General features: G+C 69.9%; 22 protein-coding genes. 14 read left to right on the top strand and 8 right to left on the bottom strand.

Features of this window, described 5'->3' with window-relative positions; all coding sequences use genetic code 11:
* Window positions 1-54: 54 nt before the first annotated feature.
* Window positions 55-954 (top strand): LLM class flavin-dependent oxidoreductase, encoded by a 900-nt coding sequence (locus tag MXD62_RS15935; protein WP_248830035.1) that lies wholly within the window; start codon window positions 55-57, stop codon window positions 952-954.
* A 124-nt stretch (window positions 955-1,078) separates the two neighbouring features.
* Here MXD62_RS15935 and MXD62_RS15940 read toward each other — a convergent pair whose 3' ends face one another.
* Window positions 1,079-2,254, bottom strand: a complete 1,176-nt coding sequence (locus MXD62_RS15940; protein ID WP_248830036.1) for an amidohydrolase family protein — start codon at window positions 2,252-2,254, stop codon at window positions 1,079-1,081.
* Between the two features lie 184 nt (window positions 2,255-2,438).
* Here MXD62_RS15940 and MXD62_RS15945 point away from each other — a divergent pair, with 184 nt between their 5' ends.
* Complete coding sequence (locus tag MXD62_RS15945; protein ID WP_248830084.1) at window positions 2,439-3,086, top strand: GntR family transcriptional regulator; 648 nt, start codon at window positions 2,439-2,441, stop codon at window positions 3,084-3,086.
* Window positions 3,087-3,162: 76 nt separating this feature from the next.
* Here the strand turns inward: MXD62_RS15945 and MXD62_RS15950 are convergent, their stop codons facing one another.
* Window positions 3,163-5,232, bottom strand: coding sequence for a PKD domain-containing protein (locus tag MXD62_RS15950; RefSeq protein ID WP_248830037.1), 2,070 nt, complete (start codon window positions 5,230-5,232; stop codon window positions 3,163-3,165).
* Between the two features lie 504 nt (window positions 5,233-5,736).
* Here MXD62_RS15950 and MXD62_RS15955 point away from each other — a divergent pair.
* Window positions 5,737-6,399 (top strand): TetR/AcrR family transcriptional regulator, encoded by a 663-nt coding sequence (locus tag MXD62_RS15955; protein WP_248830038.1) that lies wholly within the window; start codon window positions 5,737-5,739, stop codon window positions 6,397-6,399.
* A gap of 37 nt (window positions 6,400-6,436) precedes the next feature.
* Window positions 6,437-6,592, top strand: a complete 156-nt coding sequence (locus MXD62_RS15960; protein ID WP_248830039.1) for a hypothetical protein — start codon at window positions 6,437-6,439, stop codon at window positions 6,590-6,592.
* 89 nt (window positions 6,593-6,681) lie between these two features.
* On the opposite strand, the gene MXD62_RS15965 is transcribed toward MXD62_RS15960, so the two are convergent.
* Window positions 6,682-8,085 carry an FAD-dependent oxidoreductase gene (locus MXD62_RS15965; RefSeq protein WP_248830040.1) on the bottom strand — a complete coding sequence of 468 codons (1,404 nt, stop codon included), beginning with the start codon at window positions 8,083-8,085 and terminating at the stop codon, window positions 6,682-6,684.
* A gap of 9 nt (window positions 8,086-8,094) precedes the next feature.
* The gene (locus tag MXD62_RS15970; RefSeq protein ID WP_248830041.1) at window positions 8,095-8,889 is read right to left on the bottom strand and encodes an Hsp20/alpha crystallin family protein; all 795 of its coding nucleotides are present in this window, start codon (window positions 8,887-8,889) and stop codon (window positions 8,095-8,097) included.
* Between the two features lie 279 nt (window positions 8,890-9,168).
* Here MXD62_RS15970 and dnaK point away from each other — a divergent pair, with 279 nt between their 5' ends.
* From dnaK to MXD62_RS15995, 5 genes are read left to right on the top strand one after another with little or no spacing between them, the layout of a single operon-like run.
* Window positions 9,169-11,160 (top strand): molecular chaperone DnaK, encoded by a 1,992-nt coding sequence (dnaK, locus tag MXD62_RS15975; RefSeq protein ID WP_248830042.1) that lies wholly within the window; start codon window positions 9,169-9,171, stop codon window positions 11,158-11,160.
* Window positions 11,150-11,635: a nucleotide exchange factor GrpE gene (locus MXD62_RS15980; protein WP_248830043.1), complete on the top strand. Its 486-nt coding sequence runs from the start codon at window positions 11,150-11,152 to the stop codon at window positions 11,633-11,635. The genes dnaK and MXD62_RS15980 overlap by 11 nt, the downstream gene beginning before the upstream one ends.
* On the top strand, window positions 11,632-12,711 hold the full coding sequence (locus MXD62_RS15985) for a DnaJ C-terminal domain-containing protein (RefSeq protein ID WP_248830044.1): 1,080 nt from the start codon (window positions 11,632-11,634) through the stop codon (window positions 12,709-12,711). Before MXD62_RS15980 ends, MXD62_RS15985 begins: the two co-directional genes overlap by 4 nt.
* Window positions 12,708-13,022 (top strand): chaperone modulator CbpM, encoded by a 315-nt coding sequence (locus MXD62_RS15990; RefSeq protein ID WP_248830045.1) that lies wholly within the window; start codon window positions 12,708-12,710, stop codon window positions 13,020-13,022. Before MXD62_RS15985 ends, MXD62_RS15990 begins: the two co-directional genes overlap by 4 nt.
* Before the next feature lie 5 nt (window positions 13,023-13,027).
* Window positions 13,028-14,164: a glutathione-independent formaldehyde dehydrogenase gene (locus MXD62_RS15995; RefSeq protein WP_248830046.1), complete on the top strand. Its 1,137-nt coding sequence runs from the start codon at window positions 13,028-13,030 to the stop codon at window positions 14,162-14,164.
* A gap of 88 nt (window positions 14,165-14,252) precedes the next feature.
* Here the strand turns inward: MXD62_RS15995 and MXD62_RS16000 are convergent, their stop codons facing one another.
* The 3 genes from MXD62_RS16000 to MXD62_RS16010 all read right to left on the bottom strand — a co-directional run bounded on the left by MXD62_RS16000 (window position 14,253) and on the right by MXD62_RS16010 (window position 16,948).
* Window positions 14,253-14,840, bottom strand: coding sequence for a TetR/AcrR family transcriptional regulator (locus MXD62_RS16000; RefSeq protein ID WP_248830047.1), 588 nt, complete (start codon window positions 14,838-14,840; stop codon window positions 14,253-14,255).
* A 5-nt stretch (window positions 14,841-14,845) separates the two neighbouring features.
* Window positions 14,846-16,453: an MFS transporter gene (locus MXD62_RS16005; RefSeq protein WP_248830048.1), complete on the bottom strand. Its 1,608-nt coding sequence runs from the start codon at window positions 16,451-16,453 to the stop codon at window positions 14,846-14,848.
* 198 nt (window positions 16,454-16,651) lie between these two features.
* Window positions 16,652-16,948 (bottom strand): hypothetical protein, encoded by a 297-nt coding sequence (locus MXD62_RS16010; RefSeq protein ID WP_248830049.1) that lies wholly within the window; start codon window positions 16,946-16,948, stop codon window positions 16,652-16,654.
* Between the two features lie 482 nt (window positions 16,949-17,430).
* Between MXD62_RS16010 and MXD62_RS16015 the strand changes: the two genes are divergently transcribed.
* From MXD62_RS16015 to MXD62_RS16035, 5 genes are all read left to right on the top strand, one after another.
* Window positions 17,431-19,983 (top strand): MMPL family transporter, encoded by a 2,553-nt coding sequence (locus MXD62_RS16015; protein ID WP_248830085.1) that lies wholly within the window; start codon window positions 17,431-17,433, stop codon window positions 19,981-19,983.
* A gap of 339 nt (window positions 19,984-20,322) precedes the next feature.
* A complete protein-coding gene (locus MXD62_RS16020; protein WP_248830050.1) occupies window positions 20,323-21,630 on the top strand; it encodes a helix-turn-helix domain-containing protein in 1,308 nt (435 codons plus the stop codon).
* A complete protein-coding gene (locus MXD62_RS16025) occupies window positions 21,627-22,394 on the top strand; it encodes a toll/interleukin-1 receptor domain-containing protein (RefSeq protein WP_248830051.1) in 768 nt (255 codons plus the stop codon). The genes MXD62_RS16020 and MXD62_RS16025 overlap by 4 nt, the downstream gene beginning before the upstream one ends.
* Window positions 22,395-22,765: 371 nt before the next feature.
* A complete protein-coding gene (locus tag MXD62_RS16030) occupies window positions 22,766-24,376 on the top strand; it encodes a hypothetical protein (RefSeq protein ID WP_248830052.1) in 1,611 nt (536 codons plus the stop codon).
* A 141-nt stretch (window positions 24,377-24,517) separates the two neighbouring features.
* Entirely contained in the window at window positions 24,518-25,672 is a 1,155-nt protein-coding gene (locus MXD62_RS16035) for a hypothetical protein (protein WP_248830053.1), read from the top strand.
* A 72-nt stretch (window positions 25,673-25,744) separates the two neighbouring features.
* Here MXD62_RS16035 and MXD62_RS16040 read toward each other — a convergent pair whose 3' ends face one another.
* Window positions 25,745-26,263, bottom strand: a complete 519-nt coding sequence (locus tag MXD62_RS16040; RefSeq protein WP_248830054.1) for a MarR family winged helix-turn-helix transcriptional regulator — start codon at window positions 26,261-26,263, stop codon at window positions 25,745-25,747.
* Between the last annotated feature and the right edge of the window lie 11 nt (window positions 26,264-26,274).

Consider the following 26,274-nt stretch of genomic DNA (forward strand, 5'->3'; position numbering starts at 1 on the left):
CAGTCACTGGATAACAACGCTGCGGGTAGTCCGGTCCCCGGGTAGCCTCCCCACGTGCATTCCGGCATCTGTGTGCCCAATCTCGGTGAATTCGTGGATCCGCGCCGGGTCATGGATCTGGCTCGGCGAGCCGAGACCGCGGGGTGGGACGGCTTCTTCGTCTGGGACCACGTGGTCTTCCCCTACGGCCCCGCCCAGGAGGTGGCCGACCCCTGGGTGCTGCTGACCACGGTGGCGCTGGCGACCGAGCGGATCAGGTTCGGCCCGCTGGTCACCCCGGTGGCGCGACGGCGTCCCGGGTCGCTGGCCCGCCAGACCACGTCGCTGGACCGGCTCTCCGGGGGGCGGCTGGTGTTCGGCGCGGGGCTCGGCTGGACGCTGCCGGCGGAGTACGGCACCTGGGGTGAACCGGTCGAGCCCCGGGAGGTGGCGCTGCGGCTGGACGAGGGCCTGGCGGTGCTGGCGGGGCTCTGGTCGGGGGAGCGCGTGGACTTCCGCGGCGAGTACCTGACCGCCACCGACGTCACGTTCCTGCCCACCCCGGTGCAGCGCCCGCGGCCGCCGGTCTGGATCGGCTGCAACTGGCCGAACCGGCTTCCGCTGCGTCGCGCGGCCCGGTGGGACGGCATCGCCCCGATGATCATCAACCCGCGGGACGGTTCCGCGGAACCGACGGCTGCCGCGGTGGCCGAGATCGTCGCCACCGTCAGCGAGTACCGGGCCGCCGCCGGGCAGGGCGCCGGCAGTGAACCCGGCAGTCGGCAGCGGGCCGGCGGCGAGGTGTTCGACGTGGTGATCACCGGGCGGACCGGGCCGGATGAGCCGGGCGCGGCGCGGGAGACGGTCGAGTCGATCGCGGCGGCCGGCGCGACCTGGTGGCTGGAGGGCTTCCGCCCGGCGCCCGGGGAGTACGCCGCCGCCCTGCGGAGAATCGAGGCGGGCCCGCCGCTCTAGAACGGGCCAGCCGCGGTGATTCGCTGGCCGTCGGAACGGTTGGCGGATCACCGCGGCTGGGATGACCGGGCGGCGGGCGCTTCGGGCCGGCCGGCACGGAGAGGCAGGCCGGGCCCGAACGGCCTCAGACGCGGTAGAGCTTGGTGGCGTTCTCGCCCATGACCTTGCGCTGTGTCTCCGGGCGCAGCGAGCCGACCTGCTCGGCGACCATCTCGAGCGGGTTCGGGTGCAGGCTGGTCGGGTGCGGGAAGTCCGTCTCGAACATGATGTTGTCCTCGCCGACGGTGTCGACGAGGTGCTGGAGGTCGCCGCGGCCCTTCTCGAACCAGAAGGTCGCGTACCAGTTCGACGCGAAGTACTCCGACGGCCGCTTCTGCAGCTTGTGGAAGTACTCCGGTGCGTTCTCCTCGAGCTCGTAGTCCATCGCCTCGAGCATGAACGGCACCCAGCCGATCCCGCTTTCGACGGAGACCATCTTCAGGTCGGGGTGACGGTCGAACATCCCGGAGTAGGCGCTGTTGAGCAGTACCCGGGAGTTGTTCTGGAACAGCGACGCGCCGCCGATCGCCGGCTTCACGTAGTCGTCCTGGCTCGGCCAGTAGGTCGTGCCGAAGTAGGACAGCGAGGTCTGGCTGGCGCCGATGTGGAAGTGCACCGGCAGGTTCAGCCCGGCACAGACCTCCCAGAACGGGTCCCACGCCGGGTCGCCCAGGTCCGGTGAGCCGGAGTCCTGCGGGTCGGCGGTCATGTTGACCCCGCGGTAGCCCATCTCCGCGCAGCGCTGGGCCTCGCGCACGCAGGCCGCGATGTCCCACGCCGGCATGATCGGCATGGGGAGCAGCCGGTCGCCCGACTCCGCCTGGACCTGCGCCATCGCGTCGTTGTAGAGCTCCACGCAGAGCCGGACGATCGTGGGGTCGGCGACCGCGTTGAACAGGTTCTGGCCGCCGATGCCGATGGCGTTCGGGTAGACCACCTGGGTGTCGATGCCGAGCTCGTCCATCAGGGTGATCCGCCGGCCGGCGTCCCACGCCGCGGGGTGGACGCTCTCGATGCCCCAGTCCCCGCCCTGGGAGTCCTTCCACGGGTGCTTCTTGCCGTCGTGGTCGATCGTGCCACCGGAGCCCGCGCGGCCGAAGGACTTGCCGGCGACGACCCACATGTCCAGGCCGTTGATCCGCTGGACGTGCGGGACCTTGTCCTCGTAGCCCTTGGGGGCCCGCTCGGTGAACAGGTCGTGGCGCTCGGTCATGTGCGAGTCGGCGTCAACTACTCGTAAGCCTTCGACCAACTTGACCACCGCGTGCCTCCTGGTGTCGACGAAGCGCCCCCACCTGTCCGGGCGCTCCAGCCGAACGTAACTCACTACGGCATGACTGGCAATTTCCAATTTTTAATCTACGATCAAGCATGTGAGTCGCCGGGGCTGCGACCATGAGGGCGTGGCCGAACATGCCTTGAAACGAGCCAGGACGAGCCGCGCCGTGGTCGAGTGGGTGCACCGGCAGATCTTCGACGGGCGGCTGCGCCCCGGCGACCGCATCGACGTCGAGAGCATCAGCGCGACCCTCGGCGTCAGCCCCACGCCCGTCCGCGAGGCCCTGGTACTGCTCGAGCGGGACGGCGTCGTCTCCACCCAGGTGCACCGGGCCGCGTTCGTCGAGCACTTCGACGCCCGTACGCTGCGCGCCGACTTCCACGTCTTCGGCCTGCTCAGCGGCGTCACGGTCTCCCGGATCGCGCGTGGCCGTGACCCGGGCGTCCTCGCCGAGATGCAGCGCATCCTCGGCGAGCTGCGGGCCACGCCGGCGGAGGCGCGCACCCGCTGGTACGAGCTCACCACCGAGATGGTCCTGTTCCAGCACCGGGCCGGCGGCACCCCCCGGCTGCGCGCCGACCTGCGCGGCTTCGGTGACTTCCTCGACTGGACGGCCCGCCAGAGCGACCAGCGCGACCACGCCGAGGTCGTCCGGGCGCACGAGCTCGTCATCGACGCCATCGCCGCCGGCGACGAGCACGGCGCCGCCCAGGCCCGTCTCGCGGACGCCCGGGCCGTGGCCGAGGAGGTCATCCGCGAGTTCGTCCGGCGGGGGGTGCTGTCCGCCGAGGCGGGCGCGGTCGGAGCGGGCTGAGACCCGCTGCCGACGGCTGTCGGGAAGCGGCCGCCGGTAGCCGCGCCGCCGGCGGCGCGGCTACCGGACGATGCGGTTACCGGACGACGACCCGGACGCGGGCGAGGTTCTGCACGAGGCCGTAGGGCGCCTTCGGGTCGCCGTTGCGCTCGGAGGTCACCCGTACGACCGGGAAGTAGGTCCCGGGCCTGGTGAAGGTGTGGGCGATGGTCAGCCGGGCCGAACGGTCGATCCTGTCGAGTTCGGAGCGCTCCGGGTAGCGTCCGGTGCCGTCGAAGTCCCACTCCACCCTGATGATCTTCCCGGCGTCCGGCGGTGTCTCCGCCTGTACGGAGAGGGCGACCGGTTGGCCGGTGGCCGCGTCGGCGCGGGCGGCGGGGGTGATGTTCCGGGTCCCGACCCTGCTGACGGCGAGGGTGACGGTCGGCTGCACGCCCCTGCGCTCCGTGGCGGTCGCCGCTGGGTGCAGCTGCGTGTCGCCGTCCACGGTGTACGCGGTGCTGGCCGGTGGCGCGGTCCCGTTCACGACCCACTCGTCGAGGTGGAGCAGGGCCTGCTGGAGTTCGCCGTCGTAGCTGACGAGGTGGGTTTCGGCCGCCGGGTTGAGCGGCTGGGTGTGTCCGGCGTTGTCCATGAGCCACACGCGGTAGCTGTCGTCCAGCTTCGATCCGAGCGTGGCCTTCGCCTGCCTGGCGTACCAGTCCGCGGGCCAGGGGAACGCCTCGACGTCCATCAGTGACGCCAGCATGATCATCTTGCCGTGGAACTTCCCGGTGGGAACCCCGCCGCTCACCGCCTGGGTGAACGTCGGCCCGGCCAGGATCGGCCGCTGCGGATAGATCGGCGCGCCGCCCGCGTCGCGGAACTGGTTCCAGCCGTACAGGTCGCGCGACGGGACCTGGTAGCGCTGGTAGTACTGCAGCGCGAGGAACCACGAGTTGTCGACGCGTACCCGGTCGCCCGGCCTGATCGCGCCGGTCACCGCGGAGTCCGCGTTGTCGCCGAAGGTCACGGTGTCACCGTCCGAGCCTCCCAGCGGGACGGTCCTGCCGGCGGCGGCACCGCTGAGGACGACGATGTCCGCGCCGGTCAGGTCACCGGTCGGTGCGGCGGAGAGCCTCAGCCCGCTGGCCGGGTCGCCGGTGAGTGCGGTGACGTCGGCCTCGAACCGGACCCGAGCCGTCCCGGCCGACGACGCCGGGTCGGTGCCCGCGTAGCCCGGTCTGGTCCAGAAGTCGTCGACGTAGCTCGCGTCGAGGATGCGGACACCCCCGCCCACCGCGGAGAACGCCCCGCCGTCCAGGTTCGCGTAGTTCCACCAGCCACGAAGCGGGAATCCAAGCCGTGTCGCCTCCCGGAGCACCGCCTGCTGCTCCTTGTTCAGGCCGGCATAGGGGTCGCCGCTGCCGCCGGGCTCCATCGCGTCGACGATCTGGGGGAACTTGTCGTGGAGCACCCGTAGCCCCAGCAGTTCCACGGTCATGCTGCTGGGGATCGAGTTCCCGGTCCCGGGCACCATGGGCACTCCGCCGTCCCACACGCCGTCGGTCTTCTCCAGTGCGCCCATCGTCTGGTACGCGCCGCCACTGGCTCCGTAGATGTACCCGCGCGGCCGGGTGGAGTCGCCGTACACCCGCGCCGCGACGACGCGGGAGAACTTCGCCGACGCCGCGTTGACGCGGTACCCCCCGAGCTCACCGGCTCCGGGCAGGCCACCGGCGTTGTTGGTGGCCACGGCGTAGGCGCCGTTCGTGACGGCGAAGGCGATGGTTCCCGGCAGGGCGTCCTCGGTCCCCAGCGTGGGGTAGGTGTACTCGAAGAAGCGCCCCTCGTACCGATCCGGGAAGTAGAAGGCGAACTTGGCCTTCGTGTCCCGGAACCCGCCGTGGACGTAGCGAAAGCTCACCGTGACGTCCGTCGCCGGATCGGTGGCCTTCCGGCGCTCGTCCACATCGACGTACGGCCGGGTCAGCTCGGGGTCGACGCACGACCCGGTCACGATCAGGGGGCCGTCCGGCGCGGCCGGCTCGCAGGACGGGCCCACGAGCGGCCCCGCGTCGATGTCCAACGGGTGCCCGAGGTTGGTCCACACCGGTCGCGGGGCGGGCGCCGCGTCGTCCGATGACGACGAGCAGGAGGCCGTCATCGAGACCGCGCCGGTGATCAGCAGTATCGCGGAGCCCGTCAGCAGCGGCCGGGTGCGACGCCGGCGCGTACCGGCGCCCGAGTCCCCTCGGGAGCCTCGTAAGTCTCCGTCGTCTTCCGTCGTCTTCGGTCGGGCCTGTGCCGCCCGTGTGCCTCTGGTTTCGAGGTACCTGGCCAACGCTGTCACCGCGTTCCCTTCGATCCGGCGCCGCCGATGTCGCCAAAGCGCCAGCCGGCCGGGCGCGCTGGGAAGTGCTGCCGCTGGTCGGACGACCAGGACATGGGCGAGGTCCTCCGTTGGCTGGCAGGCGTTCCCTACGCGCCCCGCGGCGCCTCGGATCCGGGACCAGCCACGGCGAAAAGGATCTTTCCCCCAACAAAAATTGAGCAAAGCATAAAGACAAGGCCCGAACAAGGCCGAGACTCGCCGGTGGGTGGGGTAGGGCGTGTCGATGGGGAGCAAAAGTTAGCTCGAACTCAATGTTGGGATGCGTATCGTCTGGGCATGGCTTCCACGGCCGGTCGCGCACGCGGCCGCTACGCGCGGACGGCCGGGCGTCGGCGGGAGATCGCCCAGGCCGTCCTCGACCTGGTTGAGGAGAAGGGGCACGCGGGGGTGACGACCGCCGAGGTCGCGAGGCGGGCCGGCACCAGCGAGGCCACGGTGCTCTACCACTTCCCGAGCCGGGATCACCTGCTGGTCGCGGCGCTGGAGCGGGACGAGGAACTCACGGTGCTCCAGGCCGAGCGGGATGGCGTGCGGCCGGCCGCCGGCCTCGCGGGACTCGACCTTGACGTCCTCGGTGAGCATGCGCAGGCCGCGGCACGGCGGGAACCGCTGCTGCGGCTGCGCGTCGCCCTCGCCGGTCTTGCCGCGACCCCCGGCCATCCGGCCGCGGACTACTTCGCCCGCCACCGCCAGGTCGCAGTCGAGACCTACGCCGGCCTCGTCGCCGAACGCCAACGGCGCGGCCAGGCGCACCCGAGCCTCGACCCGGTGGAGGTGGCGCGGCAGGTCATGGCCATCTGGGAAGGCCTCAACGCCCAGTGGCTCCTCGCACCGGACTTCGACCTCGGGGCCACCCTCGTCAGCGCGTTCCGCCGACTCTCCGGCCAGAACTGGATGGAGGCCGCCCGCGCGGTGCTGGAGCCCCCCACGGGCATCTGACGGCCGTGCCCGCCTGCCCGCTCCCGTCGGCCCGTGTATGTACCTCGGCGATGTCGCCGCCGCGCAGCGCGATCCGCGGCGGGCGGCCGAGCACTACGCCGCGGCGGCCCGGCTGGCCCGCCGGGCCGCCGCCGTGCACTACGCCGTCCGAGCGGAGGCGTCGCTTCGCGGGTGCGAGACGGGGCCGCCATGAACCGGAGCCGCCATGAACCGGATCATGATTTGGTGCAGGCCTTCGCGACCAGCGGTCACAACCCGCGTCGGATCATCCCCGGCCGTTGCTCAGGACACCGGGCTCCCGGTCCGCGCGAGGTGCTCGTGCAGGAGCCGGATGGCGGTCGCGCCGTCGGCGACGGCTGAGGCGACCCGCCGGACGGCGCCGACGCGGACGTCGCCGACGGCGAACACACCCGGCCTGCTGGTCTCCAGCACCTGGGGTGGCGGGTCTCGGTCGGTCGCCCGTCCGGCGTCGTGGCCGGTGAGGACGAAACCGTCGGCGTCGAGCGCGACGGCGCCCGCGAGCCATCCGGTGTTCGGCCGCGCGCCGGTGAGGATGAACAGCGCCTGGGCAGGGAGCGTGCCCCGCGCCCCGGAGTGGTTCTCCCGGACGACGACCTCCCGCAACGTGCCGTCCCCGACGACCCCCGCGACCTCGGTGTGCGCCAGGACGACGACCCGGGGATGACGGCTGATCCGGTCGACCAGGTAGCGGGACATGCGCTCACCCGGCTCGTCCTCCCGCACCACCAGGTAGACCTCGGTGGCCACGTCGGCGAGCAGGAGGGTGGCCTGCCCCGCCGAGTCGCCGCCGCCGACGACCGCGACCGGACGTCCACCGCACAGCCGGGCCTCCACGAGGGTCGCCGCATAGTGGACGCCGGCGCGCTCGAACCGCTCGATACCCGTGAGATCGGCACCCGTGAGATCGGCACCCGTGGGATCCGTGCCCGTGGCATCGGTGCCCGCGATGTCGAGACCGTTGTACCGGGCGCCGGTGGCGATCACCACCGTCCGGCTGACGATCTCGCGGGGCAGCCCGCCAGGGTCGTAGCGGACGACGTGCAGATCGCCGTCCGGCCGCAGGGCGAGGGCCGTGGCGGGGACGCTGATCTCCGCCCCAAGCCTGTTCGCCTGGACGACGGCCCGGTCGGCGAGCTCCCGGCCGGAGATCCCGTCCGGGAACCCGAGGTGGTTCTCGACGCGGGACGAGTCGCCGGCCTGCCCGCCCGTCCCGACCGCGTCGAGGACCGTGGTGGTCAGCCCCTCCGCGGCCGCGTGGACCGCGGCCGCGAGCCCGGCGGGCCCGGCCCCGACGACCAGCACGTCCCGGATGGGGGCTCCCGGCCGCGCCGCCGGCAGGCCCAGGGCCCGGGCCAGCTCGGAGTTGCTCGGGTTGCGTAGCACCAGCCCGCCGAACCAGATCACCAACGGGGTGTCGCCGGGCGGCACGCCGGCGGCGCGCAGCATCCGCTCGCCGTCCCGGTCCTGTTCCAGGTCGACGAAGCGGTACGGCAGCCGGTTGCGGCAGGCGAACTCGCGCAGCCGGCGGCTGTCCGGGCTGAACCGGGAGCCGATCATCCAGAACCCGGCGTCCAGGCCGACCGGCATCGCCCGGCGCTGGAAGTAGGCGCGCACGATGTCGTCGCCGAGCGGGGCATCGGCCGCGGGCGGCGCCGGATGCGACACGGCGCTCGGTCAGCCGGTGCCGGATGAGTCGGCGGCTCCGAAGGAGCTCTGCCCGAAGGGCGTCGGAGCGTCCGGCAGGCCGCCGCCGGACTCCTCGGCCCGCCGCGCCTTCCCGCCGCCTCCCTTGGACTCGGCTCCCTTCGACCCGGCTCCCGAGCGGCCGCCCCGCGAGGACCCGGCCCGCACGGAACCAGCCTTAGCGGAGTCCGTTCGCGGGGAGTCCGCTCGCGCGGAGTCAGCCTGCGGGGAGTCCGAATCTTCGGAGTCGTCCTGGGAGAGTTCGCCGGCCGAGCTGGCCGAGCTGTCGATGGTGCGGCCCGGCTCGGCCGACGGCGCGGAGATCTCGATACGGCGGGGCTGGCTGCGGCGGGCCTTCGCCAGCCGGACGGTCAACAGGCCGTCGTCGAGGCTGGCGTTCACCTCGTCCGGGTCCACCTCGCCGGGCAGCAGGATGACGTGCTCGAACTGCCCCACCCGGCGGGTCTGGCGGCGCAGCGTGCCGCGGCGCTCCCGTTCCCTGATCTCTCCGGTGACGAACAGCTCGCTGTCCCGGAGGTCGATCGAGAGATCCTCGGCCCGGGCCCCGGGCAGCTCGAGCTCCACGACGAACTCGTCGGCGGTCTCCTCGACGTCCACCGCCGGCGCCAGGCCGGCCAGCACGCCGTAGGGCCGCCGTTCGCCGCCGCCGGTGACGTCGCCGAGCAGGCTGCCCATGCGGGTCCAGGCGTCCTCGATCTCGCGGAGCGGATCCCATCGGATGGTCGGTACCTGGCGGCCGGATCCTGCGCGCACGGGGTTGGTCATGATTCACTCCCTGGCCATTACTCATGTTCCTGGGCGGCCTACCCGTCAATCGTCGGCGGGGTCCGCCCGGTCGGCAAGCCGCCCGGCCGTGACCTGTTCAGGCGGCCATTTCTGATCTCCTGTTCGGGCAACCATTTCTGATCTCCCGGCCCGGTACGTGGTGTTGCGAGGTCCGTCGGGCTGGTCCTACCGTTAGTCGAAAGTGCTTTGTGTAGCCGAAGGTACTTCGCCGCGTCCCCGCCACCTATTTGCCGGAAGAGCTCCCACCGGGAGGACATCGTGGGAAAGGCAGTTGGAATAGACCTGGGGACGACCAATTCGGTCATCGCGGTCGTCGAGGGCGGCCAGCCGACGGTCATCCCCAACGCCGAGGGCTCGCGCACGACGCCGTCGGTGGTCGCGTTCACCGAGGGTGGCGAGCGGCTGGTGGGGGAGCTGGCCCGACGGCAGTCGATCCTGAACCCCAAGGGCACGATCACCTCGGTCAAGCGCTTCGTCGGACGTCGCCACAGCGAGGTTGCCAGCGAGCTGCGGACGGTCACATTCGATCTCACTCCGGGCAAGGACGACGCCGTGCGGATCACGGTGCGCGGGCGGCAGTACGCGCCCGAGGAGATCTCCGCGATGGTGCTGCGCAAGCTCGTCGACGACGCGGCCCGCTTCCTGGGGGAGAAGATCACCGAGGCCGTGATCACCGTCCCGGCCTACTTCAACGACGCCCAGCGCCAGGCGACCAAGGACGCCGGCCGGATCGCCGGCCTGGAGGTGCTGCGGATCATCAACGAGCCGACCGCCGCGGCGCTCGCCTACGGGATGGACAAGCGCTCGCACGAGACCGTCCTGGTTTTCGACCTCGGTGGCGGAACGTTCGACGTGTCCGTTCTCGACGTCGGCGACGGGATTGTCGAGGTGCGGGCGACCGCCGGTGACACCCACCTGGGCGGAAACGACTGGGACCGCCGCCTGGTCGACTTCCTCGCCGACGACTTCAAGAACCAGAACGGCATCGACCTACGTGACGATCCGCAGGCGTTGCAGCGGTTGTTCGAGGCCGCGGAGAAAGCCAAGATCGAGCTTTCCTCGGTGAGTCAGACCCAGGTCAACCTGCCGTTCATCACCGCCGACTCGAACGGCCCGAAGCATCTCAACACCACGGTAACCCGGTCACAGTTCGAAATGAACACGTCCGACCTGCTCGAGCGGTGCATGCCGGCGGTGCGGCGGGCGATGGCCGACGCGAAGATCGCCGAACCGGACGTCGACGAGGTCATCCTGGTCGGCGGTGCCACCCGGATGCCCGCGGTGCAGGCCGCGGTGCGCCGGCTCACCGGCGGCAGGGACCCGAACATGACCGTCAACCCGGACGAGGTCGTCGCCGTCGGCGCCGCCATCCAGGCCGCGGTCCTCAAGGGCGAGGTCTCCGACGTGCTGCTGCTCGACGTCACCCCGCTCTCCCTCGGGGTGGAGACCCTCGGTGGCGTCAGCACGAAGGTGATCGAGCGCAACACGACGATCCCCGCCCGGCGCAGCGAGACGTTCTCCACCGCGGAGGACGACCAGTCCGCGGTGGACATCGTGGTCCTGCAGGGCGAGCGTGAGATGGCCGCGGACAACCGGACCCTCGGCCGGTTCCGGCTGGAGGGCATCCGGCCCGCGCCACGCGGGCAGGCCAAGGTGGACGTCACCTACGACATCGACGCCAACGGCATCCTGAACGTCACCGCGCGCGACACCGACACCGGCGCCGAGCAGCGCATCACCATCTCGGACAACACCAATCTGCCCGCGAACGAGATCGAGCGGATGGTGGCCGACGCCGAGCGTAACCGCGCTGAGGACACCCGGCTGCGAGAGAACGCCGACGCCCAGAACCAGCTCGACACGATCGCCTACCAGGTCCAGCGTCGGCTGTCCGAGTTCGGCGACGACGTTCCGGCGCACGAGCGGGCCCGCGCCGAGCAGCTCGTCGCCCACGCCCGCCGGGCCCTGGCGGAGAACGCCGGCGCGGACCGGGTCCGCCCGATCGTCAACGATCTCCAGCAGGTGCTGTACGCGCTGCCCGCCCCCGGCACGCGTGAGTCGGCGGCCGCGCCGGGCGGCGGTGGACGTTCCGCGGCGGCCGGGCCGGGTACCGGCGGCGCGGGTGGCGCCGGGCCGGGCGCGGGTGGCACCGGTTCGGGCGCGGGTGGCACCGGTTCGGGAGCCGGCGGGCACGGCACCGGCGGGGACGATGTGATCGACGCCGAGTTCACCACCCGCGATGATGACTGACCACCCCACCGGCGCGGACCTGGCGGCCGAGCTGGAGGAGTCGCAGGCCAGACATCTGCGGACGCTGGCCGACTTCGACAACTACCGCCGCCGGACCGGACGGGAGATCAGCGCCGCCACGGCGGCCGAGCGGGACCGCGTCGTCCTCGCCTGGCTGCCGGTGCTCGACCATCTGGAGCTGGCCCTCGCCCACGCGGACGCCGACCCCGACTCCCTCATCGACGGCGTGCGCGGGGTGCGCCAGCTCGCGCTCGACGCGCTGCGGATCTCCGGCGTCGCCCGGCTCGACGACGAGACCGGCCCCTTCGACCCGGCCCGGCACGAGGTCGGCGCCGTCGTCGACAGCGCCTCGACGCCGCAGCCGCCCCCGGCGGGCACCGTCGTCGAGGTCCTGCGCCCCGGCCTCGAGGCCGGCGGGCGGGTGCTGCGGCCGGCGTCGGTAGCGGTGAGCGCCGGCCCGCGGACGGCGACATGAGCGCCGGGACGACGGGACGCGCGAGCCCGGACTTCTACGAGCTGCTCGGCGTGCCGCGTGACGCCGACACCGACGCCATCCAGCGTGCGTACCGCAAGCTCGCCCGCAGGTACCACCCGGACATCAATTCCGACCCGTCCGCCGAGGAGCGGTTCAAGGACCTCTCCGAGGCGTACGACGTGCTGTCCGACCCGGACACCCGCGCACGCTACGACCGGTTCGGCCGCGATTTCCGCCGGGTGCCGGAGGGCGCCGAACGCTGGGCGGACGCCCCACGGGGCGGCTTCGGGCCAGGTGCCGGGCCGGGCGCCGGCGCCGCCGGGACCGCCGGGACCGCCGGGCGCGGCGGGGGCTTCGGCTTCGAGGGGTTCCAGGGCTTCGACTTCGAGGACCTGTTCGGCGGGGTCCGCGGGTTCGCCCGCCGGCGCGGCCGGGTGGGCCCGGTGCCCGGCGCCGACCAGGAGGCGGAGATCGAGATCCTGCTCGCCGAGGCCTACCGCGGCGCGCGGCGACGGATCACGCTGCCCGGGCCACGCGGCCTCCGGGAGGTCGACGTGGCCGTCCCGGCCGGCGTTCGTGACGGCCAGCGGCTGCGCCTCGCCGGGCAGGGTGGGCGCGGCCGGGACGGCGGAAGCCCCGGCGACCTCTACCTCGTGGTGCGCCTGGCTCCCGACCCGCGGTTCCGGGTCGAGGGCCGCGACGTCCACACCGACCTGCCGCTCGCCCCGTGGGAAGCCGCCCTGGGAACGGCGGCCGGGCTGGACACACCGGCCGGTGAGCGGGTGACGGTCACCGTCCCGCCGGCCACCTCCAGCGGCCGCCGGCTCCGCCTGCGCGGCCGGGGCCTGCCGGCGCCTGGCCGGGACGCGGGTCGGGACGCGGGTCGGGACGCGGCCCGGGAGGCCACGGGTGGCAGCGCCGGCGCCGCTGGCGGTGGTGGCGGTCCCGGTGGCGCGGCCGGCGACCTGTACGCGCACGCGCGGATCATGGTGCCGCCCGACCCCGCGGAACGGGAGACCGAGCTGTTCCGCGAACTCGCCCGGGTCTCGTCCTTCAACCCCAGGGAGCGGTCATGACCATGACGCTCGTCCGCACCCGCCCGCGGGACCGCGAGCTGGACCTGGAGTCCTTCTGCGCCGCCGCCCAGCTGCACCCCGACCTCGTCCACAGGCTGGTGACGCTCGGCCTGCTCGACGCCGGGCCCGGCCCCGGCGTCGGTGGCCGCGGTGTCGTGCTCGCGGCGGGCGCGCTGGCGCGCGTCGGGCGTATCGAACGGCTGCGCCGCGACCTCGGGATCACCTACACCGCCACCGGGGTCGTGCTCGACCTGCTCGACCGGATCGACGAGCTCGAGCGGCTGCTGCGGCAACCCCAGCGGGGAAGGTGAGCGCCATGCGCGCAGTCGTCTACCGGAAACCGTTCCAGGTGGCCGTGGCGGACGTCCCCGACCCGCGCGTCGAGCATCCGCAGGACGCGATCGTGCGCGTCTCCTCGACGAGCATCTGCGGTTCCGATCTGCACGTGTACGAGGGACGTACCAGCGCGCGGCCCGGCACGGTCCTCGGCCACGAGAACATGGGCACGGTCGTCGACCGCGGGTCGGCGGTGAGCCGTGTCCAGCTCGGCGACCGGGTCTCTGTTCCCTGCACCGTCTCCTGCGGGACGTGCGCGAACTGCGAGCGGGGCCGGACCGAGTTCTGCCTGCGCACCAACCCCGACCCGCACCGGGCCGGAGCGGCCTACGGCTGCCCGGGCATGGGCCCCTACCCCGGCGGGCAGGCCGAGTACCTCCGGGTGCCGTTCGCCGACTTCAACCTGCTGCGGCTGCCGCCGGGCGACGACCAGGAGCTCGACTTCGCGACCCTCTCCGACGTCTTCCCCACGGGCTTCCACGGCACCGAGCTGGCCGACGTCCAGGCCGGGAACACGGTCGTCGTGTTCGGCGCCGGGCCGGTCGGCCTGCTGGCGGCGTACTCGGCCGCCCTGTGCGGCGCGGCCACCGTGCTGGTGGTCGATCCCGTGCCCTCCCGGCTCCGCCTGTGCGAGCGGATCGGCGCCACCGGGATCGACTCGTCCACCGAGGACGTCGCGGAACGGGTGCGGGAGGAGACCCGTGACCGCGGCGCCGACTGCGGCATCGACGCCGTCGGCTACCAGGCCAGGACGGCGTCCGGCGAGGAGCAGGCCGGCCTCGTCCTGAACCAGCTCGTCGACTGCGTGCGCTGGACGGGCTCGATCGGTGTCCTCGGCGTGTACCCCACCCGCGATCCCGGTGCCGCCGACGAGAGCGGCGCCCGCGGCCGACTCCCGTTCGACATGGGAGCCTTCTTCGCGAAGGGGCTGCGGATGGGCAGCGGGCCGGCCAACGTGAAACGGTACAACCGGTTTCTGCGCGATCTCATCATCACCGGCCGGGCGCAGCCGTCCTGCGTCATGTCCCATCAGCTGCCGCTGGCCGACGCACCCGACGCCTACGCCCACTTCGACCACCGGGACGAAGGCTGGATCAAGATCACCCTCCAGCCCTGACTCCTGGCCCGGCCCGGCGAGCTGTGGCGGGTGAGTGAGCCCTGGGTGTCACTCGCCCGCCACACTTCTCAGCCCAGGGGCTGGCTGGTCACGGGCGCAGGGCGGCCATGACCAGGCCCGCGTAACGGCGCCACTCCTTCGGGTCCCGGATCCCGAGATCGGACAGGACGCGCGCATAGCCCCCGACCAGGATGCGGACGTCCAGGGCGGTGACGTCGGAGCGCAGCGTGCCCTGCTCGCGGGCGGCGTCGACGATGCCGGCGAGCACCCTGCTGACAGGCGCCTCCGCCGTCCGGGAATCCTTCTTGGGCAGGACCTCGGCCAGGAGCACCTGGTCGTCGGCCAGCCGTTCGGAGACGTCGTAGAGGAAGCCGCACAGCGCCGCGTAGGGGTCGCTCTCCTCGGCGGCGGCGGCCAGCCGAGCCTCCACCCAGCGGACCTGGTGCTCGGCGACGGCCCTGATCAGGTCGGCCTTGGTGGGGTAGCTGCGGTAGACCGTCGCCTTGCCCACGCCCGCCCGGGCCGCGACCTCGGGCACGGTGGCACTGAGGCCCTTCTCCGCGAACACCGCGATGGCCGCCGCGATGATCTGCTCGTGGTTGCGCCGGGCGTCCGCGCGGCGCTCGGACCAGTCGGGGCACCCGCGTTCCGCCGTGTCGCCGGACGGGGAGGACATGGCTGTCAGTCTGCCTGATCACCGACGGTGCGGGTGACTGATGCGCCGGGGGCCGGGGCCGGGGCCGCGGCCGGGGCCGGTGACGGGGTTGTGGTTGTGGTTGTGGCCGGGGTCGCGGCCGTCACCGTCGCGGTTGCCGTCACCGTTGCCGCTGCCGTTGCGATCGCCGCCACCGGCGGCGCCGACGGAGTGGCAGGGGCCGATGAAGCGGCAGGGGCGCCGCCCCCGGACCGCCGTGGGATGAACACGGCGGACACCGCCGCGGACACCGCCCCGCCGCCGCCCAGCAGGAAGGCCAGGGTGAAGGCCCCGTCGGTCGGCAGCGGGTGCGTCGCGGTGACGTTCGCGGCCAGCAGGGTCGCCGCGACCTGGGAGCCCACAGCGGAGCCCACGGAGCGCACGAGCGTGTTGACCCCGGTCGCCTGCCCGGTCATCGCGGGCGGCACCGCGCGCACGATGATGTTCGGCACGGCCGCCATGATCATGCCGATGCCGCCGAAGAGGACCACCGACAGCGCGATCACCACGCCTTCTGAGCTGTGTTCGAAGGCGAGCGCGGTCAGGCCGGTGGCGGAGATCAGGAATCCGGTGATGAGCGCGTCTCGCGAGTCGACGCGGAGGGCCAGCCGCCCCGAGACCCCGGCTGTCACGAGCATCGCCCCGCACGCCGGCAGCAGGAGCAGACCGGCCCCGGTGGCGTCCAGCCCGAACCCGTAGCCCGAGGACTCGGGGGTCTGCGAGAGCCGCGGGATCAGCACGAACGCACCGAACGTCCCGAAGCCGACCAGCGCCGTCGCGAAGTTCGTAGCCATGACCTCCGGGCGGCCGAGCAGCCGCATGTCGACCAGAGGTTCGGCGACCCTGCGCTCGTACCATCCGAAGAACACCAGGACGACCAGCCCCGCCGCGATCATGCCCAGCGTGCGCGGACTGCCCCACCCCCACGATGTCGTCCTGGTGATCGCGATGAGTGGAGCGGTGAGCCCGAGCGCGAGCAGGACCGCGCCGGGTAGGTCGATCCGCCCGGGGGTGCGCCCGGCGGAGTCCCGCAGCCGCAGTGCGCCGAGGGCCGCGCCCCCGGACATGATCGCCCCAGCCCAGAAGACCCACTCCCACGAGGCGTGGTCGACCAGGAGACCGCCCATGATCAGGCCGCCGCCGGCGCCGATTCCCGAGATCGCCGAGACCAGCCCGAGCGCGCCGGGCCGGCGCTCCGCGCTGAACGTGTCGTTGATGAGGCCGAAGCACAGTGGGAAGATGCCGCCGCCCGCCCCCTGCACCACCCGCGCCAGGATCAGCAGCCAGACGTTCGGTGCCAGCGCCGCCAGCGCGTTGCCGACGGCGAAGGCCGCGAGGGCGACGACCAGCATCCGCCGCTTGCCGAACATGTCACCGAGCCGGCCGACGATCGGTGTGAGGATCGCGGCCGAGACCAGGTAGGCGCTGAGGACCCACGAGATGTTCTCGGAGGTCGTGTGCAGCGCTTCGGTCAGGGCGCCCAGACCCGGCACGATGGCGGTCTGTGCCAGCGAGAACGCCGCCGACGCCAGCGCGAGCACGGCCAGCGCCCCGCCGCCGGTCGGCGTCTCCGGCCGCGCCTGTCTGCTCCGCATCCCCGCACCCCGCGCTTCCGCCGTAGAAGTGGACCCTAAGGTCCGCTTGCTCGGGGGCATCCTAAGTCAAGCGAACCTTCGGGTCCACTTGGTGGCTTCACGGGCAGGGGGTACTGGGGTGGCCGTCGAGATGCCGCCCGCCGGGGGACGGCCGGCGGGCGTGAACGTCTACGGGCGCCAGGACGCCGGTGGGTGGTGTCAGCGGCGGCTGATGACCTGCGCGGAGGATCTGGCCGGGTGATGGAGCTGGTCGTGGGTGCTGGCCCACGAGTACGCCTCCGCGGCGATCTGGGTGAACGAGGCCGGTCCGAGGCGGCATTCGGCGCAGGAGACGCCGAACATCCGGCTCAGGGTCCGCGCGCTGCGGCTCGGGGCCACCGGGGCCTGCCCCCGGCCGAGCTCGGCGACCGCGCGGCCGCGTTCGGTGGTGGGGCGGCCGTGTTCGGTGCTGGGGCGGCCGCGGTCCGAGGAGGAGCGGCGGCGGAAGAGCCCCATCAGTCGGTCCCCGGTGTCGGCAGCGCGGCGACCGCGGGTGGAAGGCCGTCGCCGTTCACCGCCCCTCCTCCGAAGTGAGGGTGGCCGGCGACGGGAGCCTTGTCGCCGCTCGCGTTACCGGGAGCTGGCAGCGTGGTCGTGCACCGCGGGTTCACCAGCCGATGGTAGGCCGCCGGCGTCCGAGACTCGACCAGAAGTCCTGTGAGGCATGTTGATGACAGGCCCCAGCCGTCGAAGGTCGACGCAGCGTCTCCATGGATGTCGGATTCCCCGATCGAGTCAACCCTGGTTAGCCCGCTTAGGTGGCCTTCGGCCTGCTTCAAACGTCTTGGGCGTGCTTAAGCCCGTTTAGGGCGTGCTCGACCTTGTTTGGCGACGGACGGTCTGGAAGGCCTCGACCTGGACCACCACTTAGGTCTAACTTGTCCAAAATGAGCGGAAAGTCGGATCTCGCGGGTGATGGTGTCAGGGCTTTCGCGGCCATGTGCGCGCGACATCGCTGGATCGTCGTCGCCCTGTGGGTGGCCGGCCTGGCGACGCTTCTCGTCTTTGTGCGGGACTCCGGCGCGCGCTTCAACACCGACGTCGCCGTCCCCGGGACGGACTCCGCGCGGGCCATGGATCTCGTCGGCGAGGTCGTGCCCGGCGGTGGTCTCCCGGACACCGAGTCGATCGTGTTGCACGCCCGCCGCGGGACGGTCGACGACCCGCTGGTTCGCGAGCAGATCGCCGCGATGGCGACGGAGCTCGGCAAGCTGCCCAAGGTGGGCGGGGTCATCGACCCGTTCAACCCGGCCGGCGCGGTCGTCCTCGGCGTCGAGCCGATCAGCGCGAACCGGCGCACCGCGGTCACATCCGTGATCATGAAGGGTTCGGCGCTGAACCCGGACCGGGCCGCCGCGCGGCGCCTCATCGACACGGCGCGGGCCTACGACGGGCCGGACCTCCAGGTCGAGGCCGCCGGCCCGGGCGCGACCGCGCTGAGCGCGACCACGATCTCACCACGACCGATCATCATCGCGCTCGTCGCCGCCCTGCTACTGCTCGGCGTGACCCTGCGCTCCCGCGGCGCGGTCGCCGTCTGCGCCGCGACGTCCGCGGTGGCGACGGTGGCCGCCCTCGGCGCCATCGTCCTGATCTCCCACACGATCACGACCACCGCCTTCGCTCCGCTGCTCGCGGCCGTCGTCGCGGCCGGCACCAGCCTCGGCGGCGCCGTCGTCGTCGTGCACCGGGCCCAGTCCGCGCTGCGCGAGGGAGTCGGCCCGGTCGAGGCCGCGGCCCAGGCCACCGCCCGCGCCGGATCCGCCGTCGCCTACGGTGGCTTCTGTGTCACCCTCGCGATGGACGGGGTGGCACTGCTGGGGCTCAGCTTCTTCGACGGCGTCGCGCTGGGCCCCGCCGCCGCGGGGGCGGCGACCGGCCTGGTGATCCTCACCCTGCTGCCCGCGCTGCTGGCGCTGAGCGGCCCGCGGCTGCTCGGCTGGACCGAACGCCAGCACCTGACGACCAGCGGCCGTGGCCTGCCGCACCGCCCGGGGCTGCGGGCCTGGTGGGCCCGGCAGGTGGACCGCCGCCCGGCCGCCATGGCGCTCGCCGCCGGCCTCGGGTTGGTCCTGCTCGCCGTCCCCGCCGTGACCCTCGACCTCGGCGGCGCCGACGACGGGGCCGAGTCGACGTCCCTGAGTACCCGGCGGGCCTACGACCTGCTCAGCGCCGACTTCTTCCCCGGGCTGAACGGCCCGATGCTCGTCGCGGTCGAGCGGGGCGACGGGCCGTCCGCCGTGCCCGTGGCGGACGTGGTGAGCGCCATCGCGAAGACCCCCGGCGTGGTCAAAGCGGCTGTCAACCTGGAAAAGGCCGACGCCGGGCTCGCCGTGATCCGGATCGCGCCGCGGGAGGGCCCGCGATCGCCGGCGGCCGTCGAGCTGCTGCACCGGCTGCGCGACGACGTCATCCCGCGCGCCGTGGCCGGCACCGGCTCCCGGGTGTACATCGGCGGCTCCACGGCACTGTTCGTCGACATGGCGGCGGACTTCCGCGGCGCGACGACGCTGTTCCTGCTGGTGATCCTGCTCGTGGTCGGGGTCCTCGGCCTGCTGATCCTGCGCTCGGTGGAGATCGCGGCCGCGCTGGCGGTGACCAGCGTGCTCGCCGTGCTCGCGGCGGCCGGCGTCCTCGCCATCCTGTTCCAGACCGACCTGCTCACCACGGCGCTGGGGCTGGAGACCGGGCCGGTGGAGCCGTCCATGCTGGTACTCGTGCTGGTCGCCGTGTTCGGCTTGTTGCCGGGCCTGAACCTCAGCCTTCTCGTCCGGCTCATGGAACCCGCCGACCGCGCCGGGAACGAACCGCCCACGCGGGACGCGGAGGGCACGGAGGGCACGGGGGATACGCAGAGCGCGGAGGGCACGGAGAGTACGCGGAACACCGGCGGGACACGGCGCGCACGGCGGCGTCGGCGTGCCGACACCGGGCCCGTCCGCCGCCGATCCGCCGGTTCCCGGCTCCGTGGACGTCGCGGCGGCACGCCGGGCCCGATCCGGCGCCACCGCACCGACACCACCCCCATCCGGCGCGGCCACGCCGACGTCGGTCACGTCATGCTGACCATGAACCTCGTGATGCTGTTCCTCTTCATGGCGATCGCCGCGCAGCCCTCCCGCACCATGAAGGTCATCGGATGCGGCCTCGCGACCGGCATGGCCATCGACGCGTTCGTGCTGCGGGCGACGCTCCTGCCCGCCGTTCTCCACCTCCTGCGCCCCACCCGGCCCGGCTCACCCGCCCGCCGTACCGGCTCGGCGGGCGGCAACAAAGCCGAGGATGGCGGCAGGGCCGGCCGGCGCCGCGCGCGCCGGGGGCATACGCCCACGTCGGCAGCGGCCTGCGACACATCTTCTTCCCAGTCCTACCCACCGGTTAGCCCGTCACCACAGCTGCCGGTCCGCCGCCCCCTCAGCACCCGCCCCGGACCACTTGGGATCGAGTCGAGCGCCCCCGACAAGCGGCGTCCCGAGGTGCGTTCAGGATGACTCGTTCGACGCAGTGAAGACGGTCCGCGGCGCCCACCGAAGGCGTCGCGATGTGATGAAGGACGCCGCGGAAAATCTGTAGATCCCGTCTAAGTATCTTTTCGTGGCGATGGTAAAGCGTGTAACAGCCTATGCTGCGGTGCGGATGACCGAAGAGGCATCGCCGGCCGCATGGCGCCTTGGGCCACCATGATCACCTATGGGTGGAAACGGGAAACAGTCGGAAACTCCGCGCGCCTGCCACAACGGATGGCAAACTCTGATTGACGCTGCGACTGACCGCCAAGGAATCGCACCGTGGACCGAGCAACGTCATCGAAACTGGCCGGGGGGTCTGGCGTGTCGGCGCGCTCGCACGAGTTCGGACGTGAGCTACGAAGGCTTCGGCTTGCCGCGGGCCTCACCCTTACCGGCCTCGCTGGGAAGGTGTATTACAGCAAAGGCCAGCTCAGTAAAGTCGAGCGAGGGCTGAAGCCAGCGACTCGTGAACTTGCCCAGCTCTGCGACGCGGCCCTCGGCGGAGACGGCGCGCTTGTTTCCTTGATAGGTCATCGTTCAGTTGATACGGACTTTGCTTACGAGGAAAAACTCGAGAGTCGCGAGGAGGTATGGGTCATGCAGCTGTCACCAGACGGCTCGAGCTCGTTCCAGCCCATGGGCAGACGCGATCTGATGGCATCCGGAGCGGTCTCTGCGATCGCAATCGGTCTCGGTGCCGTCGGAACGCAACCGAGCATTGGTGAACGTAGCTCCGTGGAAGCTATGCGCCTTCTTTTCGACCAGTATCGGGTGATTGGCCAGTCGGTCAGCCCTGGGGTTATTCTTCCTGCTCTCATTGCGCAGACTCACACCATGCGTGAACTCGCCATCCATGCGGATCCGAAAACTCGGCTGGAGCTCCTGCACCTCGGCTCACGGTATGCGGAGTACGTCGGATGGCTCGTCCAGGAGACAGGCGACGACGAAGGAGCCCTGTGGTGGACCCAGCGAGCCGTCGAACTGGCGGCGGCGGGCGGAGACCAGGATCTGGCGGCCTACGCGATGGTCCGTCGGGCACTGGTCACGCTTTACCGGGACGACGGTGAACAGACGGTCGCACTGGCACGGCGGGCACAGGACAGCGCATTACCTGCACGGATACGAGGTCTGGCTGCCCAGCGCGAGGCGCAGGGGCACGCGATAAACGGCGACCTCAGGTCCTGCATGAGCTCCCTCGACCGAGCACGCGATCTGCTGGCCGCCGCCGCGGCGGACGCCGGAGAAGCTCCGGTCATCGGCACAACCAATCTGACAGACCCAGTCGGAATGATCACTGGGTGGTGTCTCCATGACCTCGGACGTCCCAAGCCGGCAGCCGAGATCATGGACCGCGAGTTGAAGCTGGTCCCGGCCCGTGCGCTGCGTACCCACGTCCGCTACGGAACTCGCCGCGCCCGCGCCCATGCGGCGGCGGGCGACATCGAGCACGCCTGCGAACTGACACGAGGGCTGTTGACCAGCGCCGTCGCCGTCGACTCCGCGACCATCGCGGCCGATCTCCGCCGCCTCGCTTACACGTTGCGCCGCCATTATCGGAACCCCTCGGTTCAAGCCCTTTCTCCTGATCTGAGCGAGTCGCTCAGCCTGATTGACCCGGAGGAATCATGACTGCCGTCGCCGAAGTGGAGAGCCCGGCGCAGGACGTTTTCATCAACTATCGTACGGGTGACGGAGACAAGGCCGCCATCTACATTCATAGAGAACTAGCGCACCGTTTCGGGGCCGAGCGAATCTTTCGCGCTTCGGATTCGATCGTTCCGGGTCAGATCTATACGGACGAGCTCCTCGAAAAAGCTCGAAGGAGTGCCGTTATGATCGTAGTCATAGGGCCGAACTGGACGCGATCATCGGAGCTTGGTAATTCCGATGACTGGGTACGGCGCGAGATACTCGAAGCGCATAGTAACAAGGTTACGATTGTTCCTGTACATGATGGTCGCCTGACGGAAAGACTGAGAACGAGGGAACTTCCGGAAGACCTGAAGTGGCTCGCAACTGTGCAGTCGTATCGCCTAGACGAACACAATATAAGTAGGGACCTGACTACTCTCGGAGACATCTTGGCGAACATCGTACCCGCATTGCGTCAGGCGGACGGGGCCCGACCGGCACCAGGTACGGCCTCGCCGATCATCCACAACCATCTGGGCGAGGCGTACGGACCTTCTCTGCTGGGAAACGCGATCTCGGGTGATGGCGGCGTTATAGCTAAGGGCAACTCCGGACCGACGCACACCGGCACGGGAGATCAGTACAACAACTCGCAGCATGTGACCGGTGAAGGGCGAGCTGGTCATTTTGTCGCTGGCGACGTCTATGGTGGATTCGGGAACCAATACGGAACTCCAAAGGGGCCGGAGAGCGAAAAGTGACGGAATGGATGTCGACGGGTTTGGAATTGCCGGGACCCGTGCATTCCGGATCTGGAATTCAGAACAATTACATTGACATCCATAATCCGGTCGATTTTCGGCGGTCAAATCCTCGGCAAGTCGCCTTAGATGATCTAAATTCCTTGCATGAGATCTTTGTGTGCCCGCCTAGGTTTCTAGAAGCGGCCGATAGGTTGATGACGCTACGGACCGTTCTCCTCGGTGGGCCTCCGGGCAGTGGTCGGACGACAACAGCAAAGATGTTGCTCCACCATCTCGCAAATCCGGTAGGCCGTATTCACGAAATTCTCCCGGAGCAAGCGGACGGCAGTGGAATTTCTGCCTCCGAGCGGGTTGGAAGTGGCGACCAGATGTGGATTGACCTGTCCACCCTGGACCGCGACATCTGGCCTAAGATTCAGGGTGAACTGCTCTCACTCCGATCTGTTGTCCTGCGGCGGGACGCATATCTTGTGATCGTGCTCCCTGATGAGAATTCAGATGTCACTCCCGAATTCAGGCGATTTTATGTCCGCCCTGGGAAGCCGGCCGCGGGCGCGGTGTTGCGTAGCCACCTCGATGCCGTTGGAATTGGCGATATTGGAGACAAATTAACCCTGGATAGATTAAATATTCTCCTGGGATCAAGTCCGTCGTTGAATTGGACGGCACGGCTGGCAAGCCTCCTTCAACAGGCACGCGAAATTGCCTCCCAGGATGACGGTATGGATTCCTGGATCGCTCGTGTGGAAGACGGCCTGCAGGATCATTCGAAGGCAATATCAGACCTTGTCGTCCGTCGGAACAAAGGGCCACAACGGGCGCTCCTGCTGGCCGTCGCCTTCATGCACGGAGCTCCGGCTGATCAGGTTCTGCGAGGGGCGGACGAGCTCCTCGACGCGACTGGATACTCCGGGCACGAAAATTCACTCCTGGAAAAGCCGGATCTGATGGAGCGCCTGTCCGAGATCGAGGCACGTAGTGATCTTGATGGTCGTGTGCACTTCGAGAAAATCGGCTATGGTGCCGCCGTTGGTGCACACTACTTGGAATACAGGCCTGACCTTCGGCCAGGCATAATCTCATGGGTCACTCGGATTCTACGGTCAGACGCATATTCGCGCGGGACAAAAGAGGGGCTACTGGGATCCTTCGCCGACCATTACCTTCGTGACGGCCGTCGCAACTTCTGGGGTGATTTGGCGAAGCTGTCCGTGGAATGGGCGCGCCACAAATCGACTAGTGATGCGGCGAGGCGGTTGCTCGGGCGTGCACTCGACGACGATACTGCCGGTCCGACCTTTCGGAGGCAGATTTACGAGTGGTCGCAGCTTGCTCAGCTCGAACTCGGCCTCGTCCGCGTTCTGACGAATCTGTGCGAGGAGGTCATCGCCGTGCGGCATCCTGACCAGGCTGTCGTAAGGTTACATCATCTCGTGCGACGTCACGACCGAAAATCTCCGGAGCCGCGCAGGGCGCTGTTAGCTCTCGTGGAGTCTGATCAGGGTGCGAGGCGGTTGATGCTGCAGCGCCTGACCAGGAGGCTCCCGCCGCAGCCTGACCAGCGTGAACCACGGCAGTGGGATATCGATGTGGAGATTTTTCTCGGCATCGTGGATCCCGCCCAACCGGGTTGGGTCAAGGACGGCATACCGCTCCTACACGAGAAGGAGGTCCAGGAACACCTCGCCTCGTGTTGGGGTGCTGCCTTCTCCGCACAGGATCAGGCCGTAGCGGTGAGGCGCAGAGTGGTCGACTGGTTCGTAGCCGCCAGTGTCGATTCTCATCATCGTGCTGCGCTCCTCGATGTCTTGGTCGCCGCCTGTTCAGGCCAGATCAAAGCCTTGGCGAGGCTGCACACCTGGGTGCGGTCATGGTCGGCCTACAGCGGTGGCGAAAGGTCGGGCCGGACGGAATCGATCTCCAATGATCTGCTTAAGAAGATCAGTGTAGCTCAGGGAATCCCTGTCGAGATTCTGTAGTGGATCTTCGTTCGCGTGTTGAATTTACAGTGCTCGAGCGGCCTATCCTCGCATGCCCTAGTACCTCTGCATTTTCGTGCTGGGAACCTCTGGGTGTGATAGGTCCCGGAGTCGGAAGAATCGTGGAGAAGCGGAGGAAATATGCAGCAGAATCGCTGGAAACTTTTAACGGGCGCGGCCCTGGCTGTCGGGGTCGTCCTAGTGGTGGTGGTCGTGTGGGAAAACTGGAAGCTACTTGTGCCTCTCGGGATCGCTGTGTTCGTTCTCGGTTTCCTTGCGGCGATTCGCCGGCCATCCTATGGCGTACTGGAGTACGACTCTCCCTCGCATTCGGATCCGGCACCGGAGCCGACTTTTGTATCCAGAAATGACGAATTTCGCGTCAGTGCTGTCCCGATTCCCAGTAAGATTCCGGACTATGATTTTCTTCTGTCCGCTACGGTCCGCTGGTGGCCGTCCGGGCAGGCTGATGGGTATCCACCCCTGGCTGCGCGTGGTATTGCTGTTGATTCAGTCATCGCGCGGGCGAGGCAGATTACGGAGCAGCGGGATCCAGGTCGGAGCGCGCTCGTAGAGAAAGAGCTGCAAGGTCGCCTTGGTGTTGTGGGGGCGGACCGTTCAGGCCTGCTTGGCGTGGCCGCAGACGACGTAGTCCTCGGTCTCCCGCCGGAGGATAGAGAACGTCTGAAGAAGCTCGCAGCGGTTCGAAAGGACGAGGAGGTGTGGAACCACGAGCGCCGCTGGGAAGAGAACAGGAGAAAATACCTTGGCGAGGATGTTCTGAAAGACACTGGAAGCGCGGTCGTCTGGTGGCTGGCGCGTAATGGAGATCATGTGGAGAACGCCGTGGGGGAGATCGAGCGGCTCGCCCGTCTGTCTGCCGCGGCTAATAACCGGGAGCTACCTGACTGGTTCCAGCACACAAGTTACGCGCCGAATGGTTCCGACGACCCGTTCTCCTCGGCGCACTCGCTCGAGGTGGGCGGCCTCTGGTCAGAGAGTCGGCGTGAGCCGAGGCCGACTGATCTTATCGATAGGTTTCTAGACCTTGCGAAGTTTGAGACTGATGATCCCAGGCGCGAGCTTTTTGGTCAACAGATCGCGTTGATCTTGGAGAAGCATGGCAACCCAGGAATCGCGGAAGAGCTCCGTGAACACTTCGGAGAGTCCGTCCCGCCGAGTGATGAGCATGCGGCGAGGGATGTCGAGCCCGCGGCCGGACCGAACGACCCAGACGATAATCCGGATTATGGCCCGGATCCGGACGCTGATCCCAATCCCGGGAATTCGCTATAGTGCGTGTGTTTCACGCACTTGGGTGCGCACGAAGGGCTGCGTTGACTTGAGCCATACGTCCGCTCGTTAAACCTACGGGTCGTACGGAACCCGAGGGGCATCGACCGGAGCGACGTCCGAGGAGTTCAGGGCGTCCGAGGCGAAGCGTTGCAAGGCGGCGGTCACCGTTGGCAGGTCGACCTCGGCGAGATGGTCCATCACGTGTCTGCGGACGCTGGCCACGTGGGTCGGCCAGGCCGCGCCGAGCCGGGCGAGGCCGGAATCGGTGAGTGCCGCGTACCAGCCGCGGCGGTCTCCGGGGCACTGCTCCCTCCGCACCAGGCCCTGTGCCTGTAGGCGGCTCACGATGCGCGTCATACCGCTGATCGACAGGGAGCAGGCCGCCGCGAGGTCGCTCATGCGCAGCCGTAGCCCGGGCGACTCGGAGAGAAGCATGAGCGCGGTGTACTCGTTCAGCGACATGTGCTGCTCGCGCAGCAGGTCGGCGTCGAGAGCGCGCGGCACGATCAGCAGCGCCCGGCCGAAGGCGCGCAGGAACGCCTCCTCCTCGCCGGACAGCGGGGTCGGAGGGCCCGGATCAGCCCCTGTCATGCCGCCAGCTT

The sequence above is a fragment of the Frankia sp. Mgl5 genome, assembly GCF_023242985.1.
Lineage (GTDB): Bacteria > Actinomycetota > Actinomycetes > Frankiales > Frankiaceae > Parafrankia > Parafrankia soli.

Coding starts and splice junctions, on each gene's coding strand:
- MXD62_RS15950 (WP_248830037.1), bottom strand. CDS start 5,232: ATGACGGCCTCCTGCTCGTCGTCATCGGACGACGCGGCGCCCGCCCCG.
- MXD62_RS15955 (WP_248830038.1), top strand. CDS start 5,737: ATGGCTTCCACGGCCGGTCGCGCACGCGGCCGCTACGCGCGGACGGCC.
- MXD62_RS15960 (WP_248830039.1), top strand. CDS start 6,437: ATGTACCTCGGCGATGTCGCCGCCGCGCAGCGCGATCCGCGGCGGGCG.
- MXD62_RS15970 (WP_248830041.1), bottom strand. CDS start 8,889: ATGACCAACCCCGTGCGCGCAGGATCCGGCCGCCAGGTACCGACCATC.
- MXD62_RS15980 (WP_248830043.1), top strand. CDS start 11,150: ATGATGACTGACCACCCCACCGGCGCGGACCTGGCGGCCGAGCTGGAG.
- MXD62_RS15985 (WP_248830044.1), top strand. CDS start 11,632: ATGAGCGCCGGGACGACGGGACGCGCGAGCCCGGACTTCTACGAGCTG.
- MXD62_RS15990 (WP_248830045.1), top strand. CDS start 12,708: ATGACCATGACGCTCGTCCGCACCCGCCCGCGGGACCGCGAGCTGGAC.
- MXD62_RS15995 (WP_248830046.1), top strand. CDS start 13,028: ATGCGCGCAGTCGTCTACCGGAAACCGTTCCAGGTGGCCGTGGCGGAC.
- MXD62_RS16000 (WP_248830047.1), bottom strand. CDS start 14,840: ATGTCCTCCCCGTCCGGCGACACGGCGGAACGCGGGTGCCCCGACTGG.
- MXD62_RS16005 (WP_248830048.1), bottom strand. CDS start 16,453: ATGCGGAGCAGACAGGCGCGGCCGGAGACGCCGACCGGCGGCGGGGCG.
- MXD62_RS16010 (WP_248830049.1), bottom strand. CDS start 16,948: ATGGGGCTCTTCCGCCGCCGCTCCTCCTCGGACCGCGGCCGCCCCAGC.
- MXD62_RS16015 (WP_248830085.1), top strand. CDS start 17,431: ATGTGCGCGCGACATCGCTGGATCGTCGTCGCCCTGTGGGTGGCCGGC.
- MXD62_RS16025 (WP_248830051.1), top strand. CDS start 21,627: ATGACTGCCGTCGCCGAAGTGGAGAGCCCGGCGCAGGACGTTTTCATC.
- MXD62_RS16030 (WP_248830052.1), top strand. CDS start 22,766: ATGTGGATTGACCTGTCCACCCTGGACCGCGACATCTGGCCTAAGATT.
- MXD62_RS16035 (WP_248830053.1), top strand. CDS start 24,518: ATGCAGCAGAATCGCTGGAAACTTTTAACGGGCGCGGCCCTGGCTGTC.
- MXD62_RS16040 (WP_248830054.1), bottom strand. CDS start 26,263: ATGACAGGGGCTGATCCGGGCCCTCCGACCCCGCTGTCCGGCGAGGAG.